The organism is Rhodococcus sp. AD45-ID (assembly GCF_003023755.1).
Classification (GTDB): domain Bacteria; phylum Actinomycetota; class Actinomycetes; order Mycobacteriales; family Mycobacteriaceae; genus Rhodococcus_F; species Rhodococcus_F globerula.
On record NZ_PYHL01000002.1, the window covers coordinates 863,900 to 885,647 of the forward strand.

At 62.4% G+C, this 21,748-nt stretch carries 25 protein-coding genes; 17 read left to right on the plus strand and 8 right to left on the minus strand.

Annotated elements, in window-relative coordinates; genetic code table 11:
- Positions 1 to 111 precede the first annotated feature (111 nt).
- The 3 genes from C7T36_RS20175 (at position 112) to C7T36_RS20185 (ending at position 2,368) form a co-directional block, all read left to right on the plus strand.
- Positions 112 to 501: a helix-turn-helix domain-containing protein gene (locus tag C7T36_RS20175; RefSeq protein WP_033234842.1), complete on the plus strand. Its 390-nt coding sequence runs from the start codon at positions 112 to 114 to the stop codon at positions 499 to 501.
- A 166-nt stretch (positions 502 to 667) separates the two neighbouring features.
- Positions 668 to 1,480: a PspA/IM30 family protein gene (locus C7T36_RS20180; RefSeq protein WP_033234841.1), complete on the plus strand. Its 813-nt coding sequence runs from the start codon at positions 668 to 670 to the stop codon at positions 1,478 to 1,480.
- 105 nt (positions 1,481 to 1,585) lie between these two features.
- Complete coding sequence (locus C7T36_RS20185) at positions 1,586 to 2,368, plus strand: hypothetical protein (RefSeq protein WP_045067380.1); 783 nt, start codon at positions 1,586 to 1,588, stop codon at positions 2,366 to 2,368.
- A 12-nt stretch (positions 2,369 to 2,380) separates the two neighbouring features.
- Here C7T36_RS20185 and C7T36_RS20190 read toward each other — a convergent pair whose 3' ends face one another.
- Genes C7T36_RS20190 through C7T36_RS20200 form a run of 3 tightly spaced genes read right to left on the minus strand, consistent with a single transcriptional unit; the run spans position 2,381 to position 4,267 of the window.
- Positions 2,381 to 2,986, minus strand: coding sequence for an energy-coupling factor transporter transmembrane protein EcfT (locus C7T36_RS20190; protein ID WP_033234840.1), 606 nt, complete (start codon positions 2,984 to 2,986; stop codon positions 2,381 to 2,383).
- Positions 2,983 to 3,663: an energy-coupling factor ABC transporter ATP-binding protein gene (locus C7T36_RS20195; protein ID WP_033234839.1), complete on the minus strand. Its 681-nt coding sequence runs from the start codon at positions 3,661 to 3,663 to the stop codon at positions 2,983 to 2,985. Before C7T36_RS20195 ends, C7T36_RS20190 begins: the two co-directional genes overlap by 4 nt.
- A 7-nt stretch (positions 3,664 to 3,670) precedes the next feature.
- Positions 3,671 to 4,267: a biotin transporter BioY gene (locus tag C7T36_RS20200; protein ID WP_033234838.1), complete on the minus strand. Its 597-nt coding sequence runs from the start codon at positions 4,265 to 4,267 to the stop codon at positions 3,671 to 3,673.
- A 229-nt stretch (positions 4,268 to 4,496) separates the two neighbouring features.
- Here C7T36_RS20200 and C7T36_RS30190 point away from each other — a divergent pair, with 229 nt between their 5' ends.
- The 8 genes from C7T36_RS30190 (at position 4,497) to recX (ending at position 10,947) form a co-directional block, all read left to right on the plus strand.
- Positions 4,497 to 4,673 (plus strand): hypothetical protein, encoded by a 177-nt coding sequence (locus C7T36_RS30190; protein WP_033234837.1) that lies wholly within the window; start codon positions 4,497 to 4,499, stop codon positions 4,671 to 4,673.
- Positions 4,674 to 4,691: 18 nt separating this feature from the next.
- Positions 4,692 to 5,405 (plus strand): PIG-L deacetylase family protein, encoded by a 714-nt coding sequence (locus tag C7T36_RS20205; RefSeq protein ID WP_045067381.1) that lies wholly within the window; start codon positions 4,692 to 4,694, stop codon positions 5,403 to 5,405.
- Between the two features lie 65 nt (positions 5,406 to 5,470).
- Complete coding sequence (locus C7T36_RS20210) at positions 5,471 to 6,109, plus strand: TetR/AcrR family transcriptional regulator (protein WP_033234835.1); 639 nt, start codon at positions 5,471 to 5,473, stop codon at positions 6,107 to 6,109.
- A 4-nt stretch (positions 6,110 to 6,113) separates the two neighbouring features.
- Positions 6,114 to 7,658 (plus strand): glycerol-3-phosphate dehydrogenase/oxidase, encoded by a 1,545-nt coding sequence (locus C7T36_RS20215; RefSeq protein WP_045067383.1) that lies wholly within the window; start codon positions 6,114 to 6,116, stop codon positions 7,656 to 7,658.
- Positions 7,659 to 7,690: 32 nt separating this feature from the next.
- Complete coding sequence (locus C7T36_RS20220; RefSeq protein WP_045067386.1) at positions 7,691 to 8,854, plus strand: glycosyltransferase; 1,164 nt, start codon at positions 7,691 to 7,693, stop codon at positions 8,852 to 8,854.
- 47 nt (positions 8,855 to 8,901) lie between these two features.
- Positions 8,902 to 9,096, plus strand: coding sequence for a DUF3046 domain-containing protein (locus C7T36_RS20225; protein ID WP_033235000.1), 195 nt, complete (start codon positions 8,902 to 8,904; stop codon positions 9,094 to 9,096).
- Positions 9,097 to 9,289: 193 nt separating this feature from the next.
- Entirely contained in the window at positions 9,290 to 10,327 is a 1,038-nt protein-coding gene (gene recA / locus C7T36_RS20230) for a recombinase RecA (protein WP_033234999.1), read from the plus strand.
- Between the two features lie 8 nt (positions 10,328 to 10,335).
- Positions 10,336 to 10,947 carry a recombination regulator RecX gene (recX, locus tag C7T36_RS20235; protein ID WP_072782495.1) on the plus strand — a complete coding sequence of 204 codons (612 nt, stop codon included), beginning with the start codon at positions 10,336 to 10,338 and terminating at the stop codon, positions 10,945 to 10,947.
- 159 nt (positions 10,948 to 11,106) lie between these two features.
- On the opposite strand, the gene C7T36_RS20240 is transcribed toward recX, so the two are convergent.
- The 4 genes from C7T36_RS20240 to gluA all read right to left on the minus strand — a co-directional run bounded on the left by C7T36_RS20240 (position 11,107) and on the right by gluA (position 14,424).
- Positions 11,107 to 12,003: an amino acid ABC transporter permease gene (locus C7T36_RS20240; RefSeq protein WP_033234832.1), complete on the minus strand. Its 897-nt coding sequence runs from the start codon at positions 12,001 to 12,003 to the stop codon at positions 11,107 to 11,109.
- On the minus strand, positions 12,000 to 12,680 hold the full coding sequence (locus C7T36_RS20245) for an amino acid ABC transporter permease (RefSeq protein ID WP_033234831.1): 681 nt from the start codon (positions 12,678 to 12,680) through the stop codon (positions 12,000 to 12,002). Before C7T36_RS20245 ends, C7T36_RS20240 begins: the two co-directional genes overlap by 4 nt.
- A gap of 100 nt (positions 12,681 to 12,780) precedes the next feature.
- Positions 12,781 to 13,617 (minus strand): glutamate ABC transporter substrate-binding protein, encoded by an 837-nt coding sequence (locus tag C7T36_RS20250; RefSeq protein ID WP_033234830.1) that lies wholly within the window; start codon positions 13,615 to 13,617, stop codon positions 12,781 to 12,783.
- 78 nt (positions 13,618 to 13,695) lie between these two features.
- A complete protein-coding gene (gene gluA / locus C7T36_RS20255; RefSeq protein WP_080711761.1) occupies positions 13,696 to 14,424 on the minus strand; it encodes a glutamate ABC transporter ATP-binding protein GluA in 729 nt (242 codons plus the stop codon).
- A 285-nt stretch (positions 14,425 to 14,709) separates the two neighbouring features.
- Here gluA and miaB point away from each other — a divergent pair, with 285 nt between their 5' ends.
- Positions 14,710 to 16,212 (plus strand): tRNA (N6-isopentenyl adenosine(37)-C2)-methylthiotransferase MiaB, encoded by a 1,503-nt coding sequence (miaB, locus tag C7T36_RS20260; protein ID WP_219112761.1) that lies wholly within the window; start codon positions 14,710 to 14,712, stop codon positions 16,210 to 16,212.
- Positions 16,209 to 16,802, plus strand: coding sequence for a hypothetical protein (locus C7T36_RS20265; RefSeq protein WP_033234997.1), 594 nt, complete (start codon positions 16,209 to 16,211; stop codon positions 16,800 to 16,802). The genes miaB and C7T36_RS20265 overlap by 4 nt, the downstream gene beginning before the upstream one ends.
- 35 nt (positions 16,803 to 16,837) lie before the next feature.
- On the opposite strand, the gene C7T36_RS20270 is transcribed toward C7T36_RS20265, so the two are convergent.
- Positions 16,838 to 18,238, minus strand: a complete 1,401-nt coding sequence (locus tag C7T36_RS20270) for a DUF349 domain-containing protein (RefSeq protein WP_045067388.1) — start codon at positions 18,236 to 18,238, stop codon at positions 16,838 to 16,840.
- A gap of 139 nt (positions 18,239 to 18,377) precedes the next feature.
- On the opposite strand from C7T36_RS20270, the gene C7T36_RS20275 reads away from it, so the two are divergent.
- The 4 genes from C7T36_RS20275 to dapF are packed head-to-tail and all read left to right on the plus strand — an operon-like array spanning position 18,378 to position 21,715.
- Complete coding sequence (locus C7T36_RS20275) at positions 18,378 to 19,109, plus strand: class III extradiol dioxygenase subunit B-like domain-containing protein (RefSeq protein ID WP_045067389.1); 732 nt, start codon at positions 18,378 to 18,380, stop codon at positions 19,107 to 19,109.
- Entirely contained in the window at positions 19,106 to 20,047 is a 942-nt protein-coding gene (miaA, locus tag C7T36_RS20280) for a tRNA (adenosine(37)-N6)-dimethylallyltransferase MiaA (protein WP_045067391.1), read from the plus strand. The genes C7T36_RS20275 and miaA overlap by 4 nt, the downstream gene beginning before the upstream one ends.
- A 50-nt stretch (positions 20,048 to 20,097) precedes the next feature.
- Complete coding sequence (locus tag C7T36_RS20285) at positions 20,098 to 20,814, plus strand: class F sortase (RefSeq protein ID WP_239654718.1); 717 nt, start codon at positions 20,098 to 20,100, stop codon at positions 20,812 to 20,814.
- Positions 20,815 to 20,845: 31 nt separating this feature from the next.
- The gene (gene dapF, locus C7T36_RS20290) at positions 20,846 to 21,715 is read left to right on the plus strand and encodes a diaminopimelate epimerase (RefSeq protein WP_045067392.1); all 870 of its coding nucleotides are present in this window, start codon (positions 20,846 to 20,848) and stop codon (positions 21,713 to 21,715) included.
- The last annotated feature ends 33 nt before the right edge of the window (positions 21,716 to 21,748 follow it).

Below are 21,748 nucleotides of genomic sequence, written 5' to 3' on the forward strand. Positions count from 1 at the left end.
TGTTGTGAAGGTGTGCAACAGCCACGGTGTCGAGACGGTACCGATGTGGCCAGGTGACGGTGCGGACCTGTGAAAAGACAGGTACGGCACGACGGATGAAGGAGGAGCGAGATGGCGCTGCTATTGCGTGAGGCAATCGGTGACAGTCTCCGGCGTACGCGCGTTTCGCAGAGTCGCACGCTACGTGAGGTGTCGAACAGCGCGCGTGTGAGCTTGGGCTACCTGTCCGAGGTGGAACGTGGACGCAAGGAAGCGTCGAGTGAACTGCTGGCCGCGATCTGCGATGCGCTTGCCGTACCGCTGTCCGACGTGTTGGTCGACGTCAGTGAAACTCTGGCCACCAAGAAGTCCAACTCTGCGCTCGGTCGTCCGGTTTCCGGTGCCGCGCCGACCGGTGCAGCCGCTGCTGTGTCGGCACAGGTGTCCGGTTCGCCGTCCATCGCCCGGGATACCCGAGTGGTGATTCCGGCGCCCAACGCGCGCAGTTTGGCTGCTGCGTAGCTACTGGCCGCTTGAACCCGATAGATTCTGTAGATATACCGGTATGGCAGTGCAGGGTCAGGGCAGTTGGAGCGCAGCCCTGATGTACTGGTGAGTTTCGGTGTGCGACGGTCGTTCACCGGGTCGCGTAGCGCGCGGCGCATCAGATGGAGGCAGGATCAAACCCATGGCTAATCCTTTCGTCAAGGGCTGGAAGTACCTGATGGCGCTCTTCAATTCGAAGATCGACGAGAACGCCGACCCGAAGATCCAGATCCAGCAGGCGATCGAGGACGCGCAGCGTCAGCACCAGGCGCTCTCGCAGCAGGCCGCGTCGGTGATCGGTAACCAGCGTCAGCTTGAAATGAAGCTCAGTCGTCAGCTCGACGAGGTCGAAAAGCTCAACGCCAATGCGCGTCAGGCCGTCAACCTCGCCGATCAGGCTGCCGCTGCGGGCGACAACGACAAGGCGATCCAGTACACAAATGCCGCTGAGGCTTTTGCCGCTCAGCTCGTGACCGCCGAGCAGGGTGTCGAGGATCTCAAGGCGCTGCACGATCAGTCGTTGCAGGCTGCTGCGCAGGCGAAGAAGGCCGTCGAACAGAACGCTATGACGCTTCAGGCCAAGGTTGCCGAGCGCACGAAGCTGCTCAGCCAGCTCGAGCAGGCCAAGATGCAGGAACGCGTCAGCGAATCGCTGCGATCCATGGACAGCACGCTGTCCGCACCCGGCAACACGCCAAGCCTGGACGCCGTTCGCGACAAGATCGAGCGTCGCTACGCAAATGCCCTCGGCTCGGCCGAACTTGCCCAGAACTCGGTGCAGGGTCGGATGATGGAGGTCCAGCAGGCTTCCGTGCAGATGGCCGGGCACAGCCGACTCGAGCAGATTCGCGCATCCATGAAGGGCGAGGCACTGCCGTCCGGTGGGACTGCGGCGGCACCGGCGCCGACATCAATCGAAAAGCAGCCGCCTGCTGCCGGAACCACCGGCCAGTAGATCCACGGTCTGCAGTTTTCCAGAGATACACGATTCGACACACTGATGTTTTCTTCACGAGGTGGCCGGCCTGAGCGAGAGCCCAGGTCGGCCGTTCCTGTTTCCATGTCCGGCGCATTCGGTGCGCTGGGCCGTACTGCAGATTCGCTCCGCGAAGTGACGGCGTCCGCTGCGGAGGCAGCCCGGCGGTGGCAAGATCCGCGGGCAAAATTCGAGCGCAAACGAGCACGTGCGAGGCGACGCGCCCAGCGCTGGGGATTCATCTCCGGTGGAACCGTGATCGGCACTGCCGGGCTTGCGGTGGCGTCGGCGCCGGAATGGTCCGTTGTTGTCGCTGGTGGGGGAGCCGCACTGTTTGCGGTACCCGCTGTTGTTGCAGTCGGGCGCTACCGGTCGATGAACGCCGGGCCGCCGCCCGCTCCGATCCGGCGGCGACTGCCACCGTCGTCCTCGCGCGCGTTCATACCGATGTCACGACTGGTCGGAGCAGAAACGTCGCTGTTCGAAATTCTTGGTGTGCTGCGACGCGCAGACACCATCGATCCCGGCGAACTCGACGAGATCACCGTGACTGCAGATTCCGCATTGCGCGCGATGTTTGCGGTGTCGTCCGATATCGCGTCGATGGAACGGGCCGTGACATCGACCCCCAAGGTTGCCGAGACACTCGAACCGACTATCGCAGGTGCCGTTCGCGAACTGCAGGCGGGACTCGGTCAGTACGAGGATCTCGTCAATTCAGCCGCAACCTTGACGGCGCCGCACACCCCGTCTGCCCTGGTGGGATTCAACCGTGAACTGTCGGCTCTGCACGCGGCCGCAGAGCGTCTGTCCAGCCTGGCCGACGCGATCGGCGAGGTCGACGAGATCACCCAGAAGTATCGCTGAGCTGGTCCGCGTTCAGTCGTCAGCTCCGCGCGCAGCCAGTGCCTCACCCATCGCGTCGGCGGTCATGAGGGTTCCGATGATGACGGGAACGGCAAAGGATCGCAGTGAGAAGCCGAGACCGCGGGCCTTGCGTGCTTCGGACACCTGTGTGATGACCTCGAACATCAACGGGATGCACCGGATGGTCATCGCCAGCAAGAGCGCGATTCTTTCGGGATTGACCCCGAATCGGCGCAGCGGGGTGAGGAAAGCCGTGATGGCGTCGAGCATTTCCGAAATGCGGGTTGTCAGACCCATGAGCGCGGCCAGCGCGATCGACAGGATCAGAACGCCACAGACGACGGCCGCGCGCTCCCACCCGGCGACGAGTATCTGGAATCCGCCGATGAACAGCAGCATCCACAATGCCGGCCGCAGATGGGCGATCGCGATGCGGAACGGAATACGCGCGGCCACGTAGAGCGCAACAACAACAACGGTGGGTGGCACCAATTGCCAAGGGCTGCGCACGAATACCGATACCGCGACGATTGCGACGATCAGCGCGAGAAGTTTGTAGCCAGGCCGCGCCCGATGGAGGATGGACGTGCCGGCGCGGTAGTGGCCGAGTGTGGTCACGAGACGAGGGAACGGTAGAAGTCGACGGACTCCGCGGGCGGGCCGTCGGCCACGACAAGCCCTCGATCGATCACCAGAACTCGATCGAACGAGGAGAGCAGATCCAGTTGGTGGGTCACCACGATCAACTGCTGTGTGAGGGACGCGAAGACAGAGCTGATGAGCTGCGAGTTGCGCAGATCGAGCAGCGTTGTCGGTTCGTCCGCCACCAGTACCTTCGGCTCGGTCACCATGATGGCGGCCAGGGCAAGAAGTTGTTTCTGACCGCCGGACAGTTGGTGGGTGGGATGGTCGCTGTGTGACGCCAATCCGAAGCGCTCGAGGACCGACGAGACTTTCTGGGCCCGTTCAGCCTTGCCGAGTCCGCTTCGCCGCAGCGAAAACTCGATGTCCTCGGCGACGGTCGGCATGACAATCTGATGATTGGGATCGGTGAACACAAAGCCGACGTGCTTGCGTACGTCGCGTCCCTTCTTGGCGGTATCCAAACCGTCGATACGGACGGAACCTGTTGCCGGAATCACCAATCCGTTGATCATGCGGGCAAGCGTCGACTTGCCGCTTCCGTTTGCACCGACAATCCCGATGCGCTGCTCGGTCAGTGTCAGGTCGACACGATCGAGCACGGTGCGTTCGCCGAAACTGTGCCCGACGCCTTCGAAGATGATCTCGCTCATCGAGGAATCAGTTCGCCACTGCTGTTTTTGCGCGTGCGGCGACGCTGTCACGAAGCAGTGCCGGATACGCACGATGGACCTGAGCGGCGACCACTGCGGTGACAACGGCTTTCGCAGCATCGAGGGGGATGAAGGCGGCGTTGGCGGTCCACGCGGCGAGGAAGGTCATGTGTCCACGGATCATCATCCCGGCGATTCCGAAGAGGTAGAGAACAACAACACCGCCGAGAAGGTTGATGCCGATTCCAGGAATGATTCGGTACTTCGGGAGCATCTTCGTCGTCAGCCATCCGATGACAAACGCCGCAGGTATCCAGCCGATCAAGAACCCGGCAGTGGGACTCGACAGCGCAAATAATGCAGTCCGCCCGCCGGCGAGCACCGGTAGCCCGACCAGGCCGAGCGCGATCACGGTCAGCACCGCCAGTACGGCCTTGCGAGGCCCGAGGAGCGCACCGGCCATCATCACACCGAGTGATTGAAGGGTGATCGGCACACCGGAGATTCCGATGTTGATCGCCCCCGGTAGACCCAACGCGATGATGAGGGCCGCGAACACTGCAACGTGCGCGAGGTCGCGGGCCGGAATTCGGGTGGTAGACACGGCGAACGTGCTCCTTAGGGCGTACTGGATGGAACTTCGCGAGTCTACGTCAGCGCGAATCACGGGTGTTTTGGATGCATGCCCAGTCTCGTCATGGTTGATCAGGGTGAACCCTGATCTTTACCTGATCTTGCCGGTGAGCTGCTGCTTTGTCCGGCCGAACGTGTCAGGCTGGTGTCACGGACTTTCTCTAAGCCAGTCCGAAAGCTCACGGCAAGGAAGGTACGTTATGTTCTGGAAAATCGTGTTGGCTGTGGTCCTCGTGTGGATCGCGCTTGCAGTGGTCGGCGCGTTGATCAAGGGTCTGTTCTGGATTCTGGTGGTCGGCGCGCTGGGCGTCGGCATCTACTTCCTCGTGAAGGCGATGTCGGGCAACGATGAAAACACACCCGTTTCGAGGATGTGACAGGCACAATCGTGCGGTATGGAACCATTCCCCGAGGACTGGCAGCGCGCGATTGTGGTCGTCGCCCATCCGGATGACATCGAGTACGGCGCAGCTGCAGCGGTAGCCCGCTGGACGGATCAAGGCAAGGACGTCAGATACGTACTCGCGACGAGCGGGGAAGCCGGGATTGCAGGACTGCCGCCGGCGGAGTCCGGACCCATCCGCGAGGCAGAAGAGCGTCGCAGCGCCGCTGTTGTGGGAGTGAGTGAAGTCGAGTTCCTGGGTCTTCCTGATGGTCGACTGATTGCCGGACTCGAATTGCGTTCCGTGTTGGCAGCCGCGATCAGGCGGCACCGGCCGGAACTCGTAGTGACGATGAACTTCTCGAACACCTGGGGCCCTGGCTATCTCAACAGTGCCGATCACCGAGCGCTGGGAATCAGTGTCCTTGACGCGACGGCGGACGCGGCCAACGAGTGGATCTTTCCGGAACTGTCGGACATCGGACTCGAACCGTGGACCGGAGTTCGGTGGGTTGCAGTGAATTCGATGACACCGACTCACGGCGTCGACGTGAGTACAACGGTGGCGCGAGCGGTGGATTCCTTGGCCGAGCATTCACGGTATCTGGCGGCGCTGAGTGAGATTCCGGTACGCGTGCAGGCGCAGGCTCAGATCGACATGGTGTCGGGGCCGAAACCCGGCTTCGAGGCCGACCGTGCCGTCGGGTTCGAGTTGTACTATTTCTGATAGTCGGAACACGCCGTGTACTAGTCGCACTGCCGGACGGCGCGTCGGGTAGCGTGTTACACACGATGGCAATCCGTAACGCAGATGATCAAGTCCTGCCGCGAAAGGGCGACGGTCAGCGCACTCCAAACCTCGCGATCGACAATCTCATTCTTGATGCCGCGCGATCGTGCGTGCTCGATTTCGGTATGCAGCGCACCACGTTGGCCGAGATCGCTCGGCGCGCCGGCGTCAGCCGGCCGACGGTCTACCGGCGCTGGACGGATACCAGAGCAGTTGTCGCAGACCTCCTCACTCGCGAAATTCGGGAGGTCCTCCCCGACATACAGACGACGGGTTCGGCTCGGGATCTTCTTCTCTCCGCAGTGGTCGACGTTGTCGCCGAGATCCGCGATCATCCGCTGTTCGTGAAGATCCGGTCGACGGATCAGGAATTGCTGACCACCTACATCGTGGATCGCATTGGTGCCAGCCAGAAGTCGATACTCGAACTCATGACTGCTGTGGTCACAGCCGGGCAGCAGGACGGATCGATCCGTCACGGAAATGCTGACGAGATAGCGTCCATGCTGTTGCTGATGGCACAGTCGGTGGTGTTCTCGGCACCGACACTGCAGGATCGACTTTCTGCCGATGCAGCGGTGCAGCAGTTGAGAATTGCGGTGTCGGCGTACCTGACGCCGACTGCAGGAACGGACGGTTAGAACGATGGCCGACAGCGATCTCACTGCACCGAATGCCGATCCGTCGGCGCTCAACGCTGCCCGTCGGACCCGCGAATGGGACGAACTCTCACGCGGAAGTTCTGTGGATCTTCTGGTTATCGGCGGCGGAATCACCGGTGTCGGTGTGGCTTTGGACGCCGCGACGCGTGGCCTGAGCGTTGTGTTGGTGGACAAGCACGACCTGGCCTTCGGTACCAGTCGGTGGAGTTCCAAGCTCGCTCACGGCGGACTTCGGTATCTTGCGTCGGGAAATATCGGTATTGCCCGTGAGAGTGCAGTCGAACGCGGAATCCTGATGACTCGAACGGCGCCGCATCTCGTACGGGCGATGCCGCAACTCGTACCGTTGCTCCCGCAGACGTCGTTCTTCGGAAAGTCTCTGGTGCGTACCGGGTTTCTAGCCGGTGACGTATTGCGGGCAACGGCTCGGACACCGTCGTCGGTGTTGCCTCGCTCGCGCGCGGTGAGCGCGTCTCGGGCACGGGAGTTGGTGCCGGCGGTACGGCAGGCGGACCTTCGCGGTGCGCTGACGGCCTACGACGGTCAGTTGATCGACGACGCTCGACTGGTTGTGAACATCGCCCGCACAGCGGCATCTTTCGGTGCTCGGATTCTGACCAGGGTGGGTGCCTACGAGGTGTCCGGTACGTCCGCGACGTTGCGAGACGAGTTGACCGGAACCGAGTTTCTGCTGCGGGCTCGGACAGTGGTCAACGCGACGGGCGTGTGGGCAGATCAGGTGGATCCCAGTATCACCCTGCGTCCGAGTCGCGGCACGCATCTGGTACTCGACGCGAGATCGCTGGGTAATCCCACTGCCGCACTGACGGTTCCGATTCCGGGTGAGACCAATCGGTTTGTCTTCGCGTTGCCGGCGCAACTCGGCCGGATCTATCTCGGTTTGACCGACGAAGCGGCGCCCGGCCCCGTACCCGACGTACCGCAAGCGTCGGATGCGGAAGTGGATTTCCTTCTCGCTACGGTCAATACGGCTTTGGAAGTTCCGTTGACCCGGGCCGATGTGCTCGGCACTTTTGCGGGTTTGCGACCGTTGCTCGATACCGGCGGGGGATCGACTGCTGACCTGTCGCGTAATCACGCGGTGGTCCGGTCGGCAACCGATGTGATCACGGTTGTCGGTGGCAAGCTCACGACGTATCGCAAGATGGCGGAAGACGCCGTCGACTGCGCCGTCGAAGCGGGCGGATTGAACGCGGGTCCGTGCCGAACGCGCAACCTGCCGTTGGTCGGTGCCGCGTCGCGCGCTGTGTTGGACCAGGTTCGAGCGCCCGCCGGGCTGGTGGCGCGGTACGGCACCGAAGCCGAAGCGGTGATTGGGTTGGGCGATGACGGACTTCGTCAGGTAGCCGGGCTGGATATCTGCGCCGCCGAACTCGCCTTCGCGGTGTCTCACGAGGGGGCACTCGACGTGGACGATCTCCTGGATCGTCGGACGCGTATCGGTCTGGTGGCTTCCGATCGTGAACGTGCGTTGCCGGAGGCGGAGCAGGCATTCCGGGCGGTATGACCGGTCGTTGTGGCGTGTGACACGCTGATGCGGTGCGAGTAGCCGTTGTTGCCGGGCCGGACCCGGGTCATGCTTTTCCCGCAATAGCGTTGTCGCTGGCGCTGATCGCCGCGGGCGACGAGCCGATCCTGTTTACCGGGTCGAGATGGGTGGAGAAGGCCCGTGCTGCGGGAGTGAACACCGAACCTCTCAAAGGCTTGGCGCCGAGGCCCGGCGACGACGACCTTGACGCCGGTGCGCGGATCCACTCGCGGGCGGCGTACATCTCGACCGAACTGCTGCCCGATCTGAAAGCGGTAGCCCCGGATCTGGTGGTCTCGGACATCCTCACTGCCGGAGGTGGATTGGCTGCCGAGCGACTGGGAATTCCGTGGGTGGAGCTCTCGCCTCATCCGCTGTACTCGCCGTCCCGAGGCCTGCCGCCCATCGGGAGCGGGTTGGCTCCCGGCGTCGGGTTTCGCGGACGCCTGCGCGACACCGTGATGCGAGCGGCAACGGGGCGTTCGATCAAGCAAGGACTGGCCCAGCGATCCGAGGCACGCGTCGGAGTCGGACTTCCCGCAGTAGATCCAGGTCCACATGCACGATTGATCGCGACGATTCCAGCGCTGGAAGTTCCGCGGCCGGATTGGCCTGCCCACGCGCACGTCGTCGGCCCGTTGTTATGGGAACCGACTCGCGAGATTCTGGAACCGCCGCCAGGTTCGGAACCGTTGGTCATGGTGGCGCCGTCGACCGCGCATACCGGTGCGGTGGGAATGCTCGAGCAGACCGTCGACGGCCTGGAAGGGTCAGGGCTGCGGCTGATCGCGTCGGTTCTCGACGGTTCGGACGCGCTGTATCCGGATTGGGTTCGTGCCGGGCTCGGCCGCCAGGACGTGATGCTGCGCGACGCTTCGGTTCTGGTGTGCGGAGGTGGGCACGGAATGCTGGCGAAGGCTCTGTCGGCCGGCGTGCCGACGGTGGTTGTTCCCGGCGGCGGCGATCAGTGGGAGTTGGCCAATCGTGCCGCTCGCGCCGGTAGTGCGGTGATCGTACGACCGGCTGATGCAGGATCCATCAGGGACGCGGTGTTGCAGGTTCTCTCCCAGCGCAGCTTCGCCGACGCGGCCGGCGCTGCCGCGGCGACGGCATCCGACGTCCGCGACCCGGTAGCGGTGTGTCGGGAAGTTGTGGCCGGAGGAGTGGCGGCCTGACCTGTGCGGAGTGTGCACAGCTGCCTGGGTGGACTACCGTGGCGCCCGTGCGATTGACCGAGTTTCACGAATTGGTACGAGAAGAGTTCGGGCAGGTACGAGGTGACTCGATGCTGCTCGACCACGTCATCCTGAGTCTGGGCGGACTGACTGCCGCAGAGGCTATCGAGGCAGGCCAGGACCCCCGCGAGGTGTGGCGAGCGTTGTGCGCGGAGTTCGACGTGCCGCCGTCGCGTCGCTAGTTTATTTCGGCAATGTTCGATCCTTGCCTGTGTTTCGAACAGATGTTCGTCTATGCTGAGTGTGTTCGGTGGTAACTGCCGCTTCCGCGACTGCAGGGTTCGAGTGGGTCGGCACGATGAATCAAAAGTTTGTCGGTAGCCGGATCTACTCTGATCGCAACACCACTGAAGAGACTTGAGAATGGGGATCACGATGGCACCACAGGCACCAGATCGGGACAAGGCGCTCGACCTCGCGTTGGCGCAGATCGACAAGAATTTCGGCAAGGGTTCGGTGATGCGCTTGGGCGAAGGCGTTCGCCAGCCCATCGCGGTGATCCCCACGGGTTCCATCGCGCTCGATGTCGCGCTGGGCATCGGCGGCCTGCCTCGTGGTCGAGTCGTCGAGATCTACGGCCCGGAATCCTCGGGTAAGACCACCGTTGCATTGCACGCAGTTGCCAATGCGCAGGCCAACGGCGGCATCGCTGCATTCATCGACGCGGAACACGCACTCGATCCGGATTACGCGGCCAAGTTGGGTGTCGATACCGACGCACTGCTGGTCTCCCAGCCCGATACCGGTGAGCAGGCGCTCGAGATCACCGACATGTTGATCCGCTCCGGCGCTCTCGACATCATCGTTGTCGACTCCGTGGCAGCACTTGTTCCCCGCGCTGAAATCGAAGGCGAAATGGGTGACAGCCACGTCGGTCTCCAGGCTCGTTTGATGAGCCAGGCACTGCGAAAGATCACCGGTGCCATGAACAACTCGGGCACCACCGTCATCTTCATCAACCAGCTTCGCGAGAAGATCGGTGTGATGTTCGGTTCACCCGAAACCACCACCGGTGGTAAGGCTTTGAAGTTCTATGCGTCTGTCCGTCTGGACATCCGCCGTATCGAGACGCTCAAGGACGGTACCGACGCAGTCGGTAACCGCACCCGCGTCAAGGTGGTCAAGAACAAGGTCGCCCCGCCGTTCAAGCAGGCCGAGTTCGACATCCTCTACGGCCAGGGCATCAGCAAGGAAGGCTCGCTCATCGACATGGGTGTCGAGCACGGGTTCATCCGTAAGTCCGGCTCCTGGTACACCTACGAAGGCGACCAGTTGGGTCAGGGCAAGGAAAACGCTCGAAAGTTCTTGCTGGAGAACACCGATATCCGTGACGAGATCGAGAAGAAGATCAAGGAAAAGCTGGGTATCGGTGCCGATGTCACCGCTACCGATGAAGCTCCCGCCGACTTCTGATCCCTGTCATGGAGTACATCGACGATGACGGTGGCAGTGACACCGGTTATCGACGGTCTCGCTCGCGCTCCGATCGGGCGGGCAGCCGTGGTGGCAGCGATCACCGCGGCGAACGCAGGCAGCGCGGCGAAGGTACACAGCGCGCCGAGGGTGGCACGGAGGCGCAGGCAAAGGATGCTTGCCTGCGCCTCCTGAGTGACCGCGCGCGCAGTCGGTCCGAGTTGGAAAAGAAGCTGATCAGCCGGGGATACGAGACCGACATTATTACTCGGGCGCTCGATCGTCTCCAGGAAATCGGTCTCATCGACGACGCGGATTTTGCCAACCAATGGGTGCATTCACGTCATACCTATTCCGGCAAAGGCAAGAAGGCGTTGGCCGTCGAGCTTCGACTCAAGGGCGTCGACCAGGATGTGGCAACAGAAGCGTTGTCGCAGATCGATGCCGAAGACGAGCGCGAGCGGGCAGCTGATCTCGTTCGAAAGAAGTTGCGCAACAAGCCGGTCGACGATCGCGACAAGGTGATGAGACGTCTGGTGGCGATGCTTGCGCGCAAGGGCTACTCGGCGAGCATGTCGTACGAGGTCGTCAAAGCCGAGATGGCTGCCGCGGAGCCGTAGGCGACAAAACTATGCGGAGCCGTAGGCGACAAAACTATGCGGAGCCGTAGGCGACAAAACTGCGCGGAGCCGTAGGCGACAAAACTAGAAGCGGGGTGTGTCACCGAATTTGGTGACACACCCCGCTTCTGGTGTCGGTGAAGCAATAGGTCGATCAGTTCACGGCTTGGTCAGATCCATTCCCGGAACCGACACCGCAACATCGGCGACAGGCGGAGCGATCGGGCCCTTGCCCTTTCGCTTTCCGGACCTCAGTCGTTTCTCGACCTTGGTTGCCAGGTAAGTCAGCGAAGAGTTCAAGATGATCATGATGACAGCAGCCACCATGAGCGCCGGCAGGTAGTTCTGGAACGCAGCACCCAGCTGGGTGGACTGTCGAACAAGTTCGGTGTAGCCGATGATGTAACCCAGAGCTGAATCCTTGAGCGCAACAACCATTTGCGATATCAGTGCGGGGAGCATGGTTGTGACTGCTTGGGGTAGCAAGATTGTCACCATGATTTGAGATTTGCGCATACCGAGAGCTTTGGCGGCTTCACTTTGTCCGCGGGGGAGTGAGTTGATTCCCGAGCGTACGATTTCCGCGATCACCGATCCGTTGTAGAGCGTCAAGCTCACCACGACGGCCGTAAGCGCCAAGTAGTCGAGTTTCACGATCTTGTATTCGGCAAGAACGGCGTACATGAAGATGATCAGCAGAAGCACGGGAATCGCACGGAACAATTCCACGATGACACCACTGATAATTCGCACAACGCGGTGATCGGACAATCTGCCGATTCCGAGAATTGCGCCGAGGATCAGTGCAAGCACGATGGACAGTGCTGCCGCAATCAAGGTGCCCTTGATGCCGGGAAGCAGATACGTCGTCCAGACGTTCGCCTGCAGGAACGGATCCCATTTGGCGGAGGTCAGCTGCCCCTTGTCGTCGAGCGCGCGGTACACGACATACGCGATGGTGAGGGCGAGGACGGCTACGACAACCGAAGCGAATCGGTACAGTGCCCGTGCCTTCGGGCCGGGTGCGTCGTAGAGAACCGTTGCTTGCTTAGTCATCGTGCGACCTCGAATTTCTTGGCGAGCTTACCGAAGAGCAATCCTGTCGGCAGGGTCAAGATGACAAAGCCGACTGCAAAGATTCCTGCGGTCACGAAGAGTGCGGCTTCGTTTTCGAGAATCTCCTTCATCAATTTCGATGCCTCGGACACGCCGATGACGGCGGCGACGGTGGAGTTCTTGGTCAGAGCGATCAGGACGCTTCCGAGCGGTGCGATCACAGCGCGGAAGGCCTGCGGAAGAACGATGAGTCGGAGGTTCTGCAGGAAGGTCAACCCGAGGGACCGTCCTGCTTCTGCCTGTCCGGCATGGACGGTGTTGATTCCGGCGCGGATCGACTCGCACACAAACGACGCGGTGTAGACGCTCAGTCCGAGGACGGCCAAGCGGAAGTTGTTGTCGATCACGAAGGTTGACGAACTGGTCGATGCGAGGCTGATGTCGAGAGTTTGGTACAGACCGAACACACAAAAGAGCAGGATCAGGGTGAGCGGCGTATTGCGGAAGACAGTGACGTAGGCGGCGCCGAGGAATCGGGCGACAGGTACGGGAGACACCCGCATCGCGGCAACAATCACTCCGAGTATCAATGCGCCGATCGCCGAGAAGATCGTGAGCTGGATCGTGGTCCAGAACGCTTCGAGGATCTGGCTTCCGTAATCGTCGAGTATTTTCACTTACGGTCTCCCCAGTTCATGGGTCGTTGTTGAAAGTGCTTGCCCAGGTGGGGTTTCCGGACATGGAAACCCCACCTGGAATGGCTACTGCTCAGCTGGATCAGTACCGGTCGACAGTGGGCGGAGCGGGCATCGTGTAACCGGACGGGCCGACCGTCTCGGTGAATGCTTCTGCCCACGCTCCGGAAGAGATCATCTTCTCGATGGCATCGTTGATCTTGCCGCGGCCTTCGGAATCGTCCTTGGCCAAGCCGATTCCGTAATTTTCGGTCGTGAACGGCTCACCGGCGATACGGAATGCACCGGGGGACTGTGCCGCGTAGCCGGCGAGAATGATGTCGTCGGTCGTGACTGCGTCGACCTTGCCGTTGCGCAGCGCTTCGACGCACGCCGAGTAGGTGTCGAATTCCTGGAGCTGGACGTCCTTGGCGTAGGTGTCCTTCACCTTCTGGGCGGGGGTGGACCCAGCCACCGAGCACAGGATCTTGCCACCGTTCAGTGATTCGGGACCGGTGATGTCGGTGTTGTCCGCATTGACGAGCAGCGACTGGCCGGCGACGAAGTACGGTCCGGCGAAGCCGACCTTTTCCTTACGTGCGTCGGTGATGGAGTACGTCGCGACGATGTAGTCGACCTCGCCGTTCTGGATCAACGTCTCACGCTGGGCGGACGGTGACTCCTTGAACGTGATGTTCTCGGGCTTGACGCCCAATTCGTTTGCAACGTACTTCGCGACCTCGACGTCGAAACCGGTGTACGTGCCGTCCGCGTTGCGCAGGCCGAGTCCTGGCTGGTCGAACTTGATGCCGATGGTGAGCTTGCCGTCAGCGGCGTTCTCGCTGACCGTCTTGCTCTCCTCGCCACCGCCACAGGCGGTTGCTGCGAATGCAATGGCCATGATTCCGATTCCGAAACGGACGGAACGATTGATCTTCATGGAGATCCTCTCAATTGTGTCGACATTCGAACTGTGCAGTCGAGACGGGTGTCTTGTGGACGTCGGTGCAGGACTTGATCAGTGCGTGAGGATCTTTCCGAGGAAGTCCTTGGCCCGATCCGACTTGGGGTGGGTGAAGAACTCTGTCGGGTTGGTGTCTTCGACGATCTGGCCGTCGGCCATGAACAGCACCCGATCGCCGGCCTTGCGGGCGAATCCCATCTCGTGGGTGACCACAAGCATGGTCATGCCTTCCTTGGCGAGGGAGGTCATGACGTCGAGGACCTCGTTGACCATCTCGGGGTCGAGAGCGGAGGTCGGCTCGTCGAACAGCATCACCTTCGGCTGCATCGCGAGCGCGCGAGCGATGGCGACACGCTGCTGCTGACCACCGGAAAGTTGTGCCGGGTACTTGTCGGCCTGATTGGCGATGCCGACCCGTTCGAGCAACTGCAGTGCCGTCTTCTTGGCGTCTTCCTTCTTCGCCTTGCGGACCTTCATCGGTGCGAGCATGACGTTCTCGAGAATCGTCTTGTGCGCGAACAGGTTGAAGGACTGAAAGACCATGCCGACGTCGGCGCGAAGTGCGGCAAGGGCTTTGCCCTCCTCGGGGAGGGTTTTGCCGTCGACGGCGATGGTGCCTGAATCGATGGGTTCGAGCCGGTTGATGGTTCGGCACAGTGTCGACTTACCGGAGCCCGACGGACCGAGGACGATCACTACTTGGCCCTTGGGTACCTCGAGATTGACCTCTTGCAGGACGTGAAGTTCCCCGAAGTGTTTGTTCACCGAGGTCATCGAAATCATGGATGTGGAATCGCCGGAGGTAGTCGGCGTCGTCGCATCGTCGGCTTGGGTCATAACCGAGAACCTTAGGCGTAGTTTCCGTCTGTGCCCCGCATTTCGTCAGGGTTCCGCGTAACGGTAGTGAAAATTTTACGCCGTTGACGTTTATGTGGCGCTTTGTCGGTTTACCTGGGCGTTATTACACGCCGTAGTGGACGTGAGCTAGGCTGAAGCGTGTCACTGATCGACGAAAAGACCTCTACCGCGCCTGCGGCGACCACCGCTGAACCCTCGGCAACCACCGCAGTGCCCCCTGCCCGCACGTATGAAGTGCGGACTCACGGATGCCAGATGAACGTCCACGATTCCGAACGTCTGTCGGGACTTCTCGAAGATGCGGGTTATCGCAAGGTGGAGTCCGGTGTCGATCCCGATCTGGTGGTCTTCAACACCTGTGCCGTCCGCGAGAATGCCGACAACAAACTGTACGGAACACTCGGTATGTTGGCGCAGAACAAAAAGGCCAAGCCCGACATGCAGATTGCTGTCGGTGGATGCCTTGCGCAGAAGGATCGCGAGACCGTCGTCAAGCGGGCGCCGATTGTCGACGTGGTCTTCGGAACGCACAATATCGGTTCGCTGCCCGCGCTGCTCGACCGTGCGCGTCACAATCAACGGGCCGAGGTCGAGATCCTCGACGCGCTGGAGGCATTTCCGTCGACGCTGCCCGCGAAGCGTGAATCTGCCTATGCCGGTTGGGTTTCCATCTCGGTTGGCTGCAACAACACCTGTACCTTCTGTATCGTCCCGGCGCTGCGCGGCAAGGAAGTAGATCGTCGTCCGGGCGACATCCTGGCCGAGGTGCAGGCCCTCGTGAACGAAGGCGTGTCCGAGGTGACTCTGCTCGGTCAGAACGTCAACGCCTACGGCGTGTCGTTTGCCGACCCCGAGCAACCGCGTGATCGCGGGGCTTTTGCGTCCCTGCTGAAGGCCTGCGGAAACATCGAGGGACTCGAGCGCGTCCGATTCACGTCACCGCACCCCGCCGAATTCACCGACGACGTCATCGACGCTATGGCCACCACTGCCAATGTGTGCCCGCAGTTGCACATGCCGTTGCAGTCCGGGTCCGACAAGGTCCTCAAGGCGATGAAGCGTTCCTACCGCAAGTCGAAGTACCTCGGAATCATCGAGAAGGTGCGTGCCGCGATGCCGCACGCCGCGATCACCACCGACATCATCGTGGGCTTCCCCGGCGAAACCGAAGAGGATTTCCAGGAAACCCTCGATGTCGTACGCAAGGCGCGGTTCTCGAATGCGTACACGTTCCAGTACTCCATCCGCCCGGGCACGCCTGCGGCAGAGATGGAAGACCAGATCCCCAAGGACGTGGTCCAGGAACGCTACGTGAGGCTTCTGGCGGTGCAGGAAGAAGTCAACATCGAAGAGAACCGCAAACTCGTGGGCACCGAAGTGGAGCTCCTTGTTGCGGCAGGTGAGGGCCGTAAGAATGCGGCGACGCACCGAATGAGCGGTCGCGCACGCGATGGGCGTTTGGTGCATTTCCGGCCCGAAGGCAACGTGAACACCTCGATTCGCCCCGGCGACGTCGTGACGGTGGTCATCACGCACGGCGCGCCGCACCACCTCGTTGCGGACGACGGAGTGCTCACCCATCGGCGCACGCGCGCCGGAGATTCTTTCGACCAGGGCATCACGCCCAAGACCGCACCGATCGGTGTCGGTCTCGGACTGCCGAAGATCGGTGCCCCAGCCCCACAACCCGTTCAGATGGGATGCAATTCATGAGTTCAGCACACGACAACAGAACGTCGCCTTCCGGTGACGATGCCTCGTTCGAGGAATACCGTTCCGATCTCGACGCCGTCGAGCGGAAGATTGCCGGCGAAATCGATCCGGGTGTTCGAGCGATGGTTGTTGCGATTGCCGTTCTGGTGCTCGTCGGAACGCTTGCGCTTCCGCACGCCGGGGCAGCCAACGGCTGGGACGTCTTGGCGTTCAACCAGGACGCGGTTTCCGAGCGAATCGCACTGTTCTCGCGACTGTATGTCTGGTTTGTTGTGATCTTCGGCATCGGATTCTCGATGCTCGCCTTGGTCACGCGTCGTTGGTCGGTGGCGTGGATCGCGCTGGCCGGTAGTGCCGTCGCAAGTGCGCTCGGCATGATGGCAATTTGGTCGCGTCAGACAATTCCCGAAGCGTTCCACGTAGCCGGACCGTCGATCGGACTTGTCATCGGCTGGTTCACCGTCATATTCCTGACGTTCCACTGGCTCAAGGTCGTCTGGGCGCGCACGACAATCCAGTTGGCTGCCGAGGAACAGCGCCGGATCGCTGCTGCGGAAGCTGAGAAGAATCAGGAGTGGAACGCCGGCTGACCCCGCATAACGGGGCCGGCCGACGGTAAATCCGCTCAGTCGTTAACTGCGCCTTCGGCTGCGTCTGCCCACTCTTGCCACTGCTTGGCCTGAGCGCGCGCCTTCTCCGCATCCTTGGTCTTGCCGGCAGCTTCAGCCTTGGCGGCCTGCTCCTCGAACTGCGTGACCCGTTCCTTGAACTGGGCTACGCGGGCGAGGGCCTCCGGGTCGGTACGACGCCACTGTGCGTCGACGGCGTCACGGACCTTGCTCTCGAGAGCGCGAAGCCGTGCCTCGAGGTCCTGCATGCGATCACGCGGGACCTTGCCGATGGCGTCCCACTTTTCCTGCAGGTCACGCAGTGACGCGCGGGCACTGTCGAGGCCGTGCTCGGGATCGATGTTGGCGTGCGAGGCCAACAGCGCTTCCTTGGCTTGTGCGTTCTCCTCGAACTCTGCGTCACGTTCCGCGGCCGCGGCATTACGCGCTGCAAAGAAGACGTCCTGCGCGGTCTTGAACCGGTCCCACAGAGTGTCGTCAGCCTCGCGAGGGGCGCGGCCTGCGGCTTTCCACTCGGTCAGAAGATCGCGGAACTGCCCCGCTGTCGGTCCCCATTCGGTGGACGTCGACAGCTTTTCGGCGCGCTCGACCAATTCTTCCTTGGTGGAGCGGGCGCTGGCACGGTCGCGGTCCAATTCAGCGAAGTGGGCGCCGCGTCGTCGATTGAAGGATTCGCGGGCCTTGGAGTACCTCTTCCACAGGGCGTCGTCGACCTTACGATCGATACCCCGGATGGTCTTCCACTCGTCGAGAATTTCGCGGAGACGATCGCCTGCGGTCTTCCACTGGGTGGATTGTGTACCGATCTGCTCAGCCTCGGCGGCAAGGGCTTCCTTGCGTGCAGTATTGGTTGCCCGCGACTGCTCCTTCTCCTCCTTGGCGTGAGCTGCGGCTTCGTCCGACCCGGCAACAATGTGATCGAGGCGTGTGGCAAGACCGTCGAGATCGCCGATCACGGCTGCCGTGGGAAGCGTTTCCAGGAGCGCAACGGCTGCGGCCTTGGTTTTCTTCGCATCACCGGCACCCGAGGTCAGTCGCGCCTCGAGCAGAGTGACCTCGGTGGCGAGGTCGTCGTAGCGGCGACCGAAGTGGGCCAGCCCCTCGGCGGCGTCACCGGCCTGCCAGGATCCGATCTGGCGTTCTCCGTCGGCAGTCTTCACCCAGGCGGTGCCGTCTTCCTCCACGCGGCCGAACTTGCTCGGGTCGCTTGCCGGGGAAGTCGGTACTGCCGGCCGACTGGCAGCCGGTCCTGGCCGTGGCGCGCCTGGTCGCGGTCCACCTGGTTTCGGAGCGCCCGGTTTGGGCGTCGACGCGCTCGGCTTGGCAGCACCGGGGGTTGGTGTGCCGGGTGCCGAGCTGGTCTCTGTTCCGGTGGTGGGTTCGCTGTTCTCGGTCATCGGTCCTCGTCTCTGCCGCGCGTCACGGCTGCCTGATCGCATTCCTGGTTCCATTGAACCCGGTACTCACGTTCTACGACTATTGAATCAGGTAACAGGGTGTCAGGTTGTCACCTCGGGTTGGACTAGCGTGGCATCTGTGTTCACAGCTGCCGCACTGGTCCCGTCACCCCCACTTCTTGTTCCCCAATTATCGGGCGACTCGGCTCCGGCCGGCGAGGTCAGGGCGGCTGTGCTCCAGGTAGTTCAGGAACTGGCAGCCACGGCGACGCGATGGATCGCCGTGGGCGCCGACACCGAGAAAGTCCTGGAAACGGCTGGAACAGCAGGCGTGGGACGGGGAGAAGTCGGGACCTTTGCCGGCTTCGGAGCTGACGTTCGCACCCGACTCGACGGCGATGCCCGCGGGCCGGTCAATCCGGAGCTGCCGTTGACTGCTCTGGTCGCGGGCTGGCTCCGCGAGCAGGCCGGGCCGGACGTGTCCGTCGATGTACACCTGATTTCAACTATCGCGTCGGTGGACGAATGCCGCACACTCGGCGCGCGGCTGCGTGAACTCCTGGACGCCGGCGACGAGCCGGTCGGCCTGCTGGTCCTCGCTGATGGAGCGTCGACCTTGACCCCCAAGGCGCCGGGCAGCTTCGACGAGCGAGCCGCGCCAGTTCAGGCAGTGATCGACGCTGCGCTCGAGCAGGGTGATCGGGCGGCGCTTCTGGACCTGGATCCTGCGCTGTGCGACGAGATAGGTGCGTCGGGCCGGGCCGCGTGGCAGGTCTTGGCGTCGGTCTTCACCGAGCAACCCGACGCGGTGGTGCATTACAGCAGTGCACCACTTGGCGTCGGCTATCACGTCGGGATGTGGCGCCGGTGAGCAAAACCGGGGATTCCAAAACTGGAGATTGTCGACCCATCGCCGTGGTCGGTCCGACGGCTGCGGGCAAGTCCGATCTTGCGCTCGATCTGGCGCAGGAGTTCGGCGGCGAGATCATCAACATCGACGCGATGCAGCTCTATCGCGGCATGGATATCGGAACTGCAAAACTTCCACCCGGTGAACGTCGGGGGATTCCGCATCACCTGCTCGACGTGCTCGATGTCACCGAGACGGCCACTGTGGCGCGGTACCAACACGACGCCATGACAATGGCGGAGCGGCTGATGGCGGAGGGCAAAGTACCCGTCATCGTCGGCGGTTCCATGATGTACGTGCAGTCACTTCTCGACGAGTGGGCCTTCCCGGCTACGGACCCTGTGGTGCGTGCGCGGTGGGAGGCTGTTCTTGCCGACGAGGGGATTGCGGCGGTGCATGCCGCGCTGGTGGCGGCGGATCCCACCGCGGCTGCGTCGATCCTTCCGACCGACGGTCGCCGCATGGTGCGGGCCCTGGAGGTGGTGGAGTTGACCGGTCAGCCCTTCGCGGCATCAGCTCCGCAGATCGGTGAACCTCGTTGGGGTACAAGGATATTGGGTGTCGATCGGGAGACGGAACGGTTGGATGCGCGTATTCGACTGCGTACGGAGTTGATGTTCGACACCGGTTTGGTCGGTGAGGTCGAGGCGTTGATCGAGCAGGGTCTTCGCGACGGCGTGACCGCGCCGCGAGCGATCGGCTATGCACAGGTGCTGGCGCATCTCGACGGTGAGTACAACCTCGCTGAGGCGCTCGAACGTACCTTCATCGGGACTCGACGATACGTTCGGCGTCAGCGGTCGTGGTTCCGTCGCGATCCGCGAGTGCACTGGCTCGACGGCGGCGCTGACGATTTGCTGGACGCCGCGCGCGCAGCTGTAGTGGGGGAAATTCGCTAGCTGTGCGGCCCGGTGTGTAACGAATCCCCGAATTCAGCTATCTTACAGTTATGGCAATCGGTCATAGCGACCAGCTGACGAAGGGTGAAGAGAACATGGTGCAGACGGCGGCGCACGCTCGAACGCCCCGCAGGCGCAAGACAACTCTGCCCCTGGTTCTTCTCCTCGTCGTGTTTCTCGCAGCGGGTGCCATCCTTGTCTACCTGGCTGTCAGTGCCGCGGGAAAACCGATCAGCGCACCATTGCCCGATGCTCCGTTCGAGGTCGGAACAGCGCCGGACCCCGGCATGGTCTGGGCTGCGGCACCGACCGATCTGCCTCCGAACACACTCGCGATCCCGGACCTCGACGTGCGGGCCGACATCGTGACCAGTGGTCTGGGCGCCAATCGCGGCATGATCCTTCCGCACCCCGACAAGGTCTCGCACTTCCTCAACGACGTGCATTTCGGTGAGCCGGACGGCACCAATCTTGTTGCCGGGCACGTCGACGACGGCGACCGCACCCACGGCGCGCTCTGGCCGTTGCACCAGATCAAACCGGGAACGCCGATCTACGCCACCGACGACGCGGGCACCATGTACACGTACACCGCGGCGAGTCTGAAGCTCTACGAGAAGGTGGCGTTGCCGGCCGAGTTCTTCGAGGACACGGGTGCACCGAGGCTGGTTCTGGTTACCTGCGGCGGCCCGACGGTTCCTGATCCGTCGATGCCCTCCGGATTCACTTATGAGCACAACCTGGTGGTCACGGCCTCACCGGCGTAACGGTCTGGTAGGTCCGGATAGGATGGCGCCCATGGATTTCAGCAAGGGCCACGGCACTCAGAACGACTTTGTCGTGCTTCCCGATCTCGATGTCACGATCGATCTCGAGCCGGCGCGCGTCACAGCGCTCTGTGACCGTCGTCAGGGATTGGGCGCCGACGGGATTCTGCGTGTCGCGCGGGCTGGTGCACTCGCCGATGCCGGTGTCCTGACCGAGATTCCGACGGGAATTGCCGCCGACGACTGGTTCATGGACTACCGCAACGGCGATGGCTCGATCGCCGAGATGTGTGGCAACGGTGTTCGGGTGTTCGCGCATTACCTGACTGCGTCCGGCCTCGAGAACCGTCGCGAGTTCGTGGTCGGCAGCCGGGCCGGAGCGAGGCCGGTGGTAGTTCACGCCACAGGCGCCACCGCGGGTGATGTGACCGTAGGCATGGGAACCGTCACCGAGCTGGGGACCAGCAGCGCCAGCATCGAGGGCAGGGCCTTCACCGGGCTGGGAATCGACGTCGGCAATCCGCACCTGGCCTGCGTCGAGAAAGATCTGCACGCCGAGCAGTTGGCGGCCCTCGATCTGTCTATCGCACCGGCATTCGATCCGGCGTTCTTCCCGCATGGCGTGAACGTTGAATTCGTGACGCCACTCGAACACGGCGGCGTCAGCATGCGGGTGTACGAGCGCGGTGTCGGCGAGACTCGCTCGTGTGGCACCGGAACTGTTGCCGCAGCCGCTGCGGCGCTGCGCCACGACGGTCGCAGCGACGGCACCGTCACCGTCAAGGTTCTCGGCGGCGCGGTTCAGGTTGCGATCGACAAGGGTGTTGCCGAGCTTCGCGGACCGTCGGTTCTGCTCGCAGCCGGATCGATCAGCGATGACTGGTGGCGATCACTTGCGTGAGCTGCGTATGCCGTGCGCGAAAAGCGGATGCGC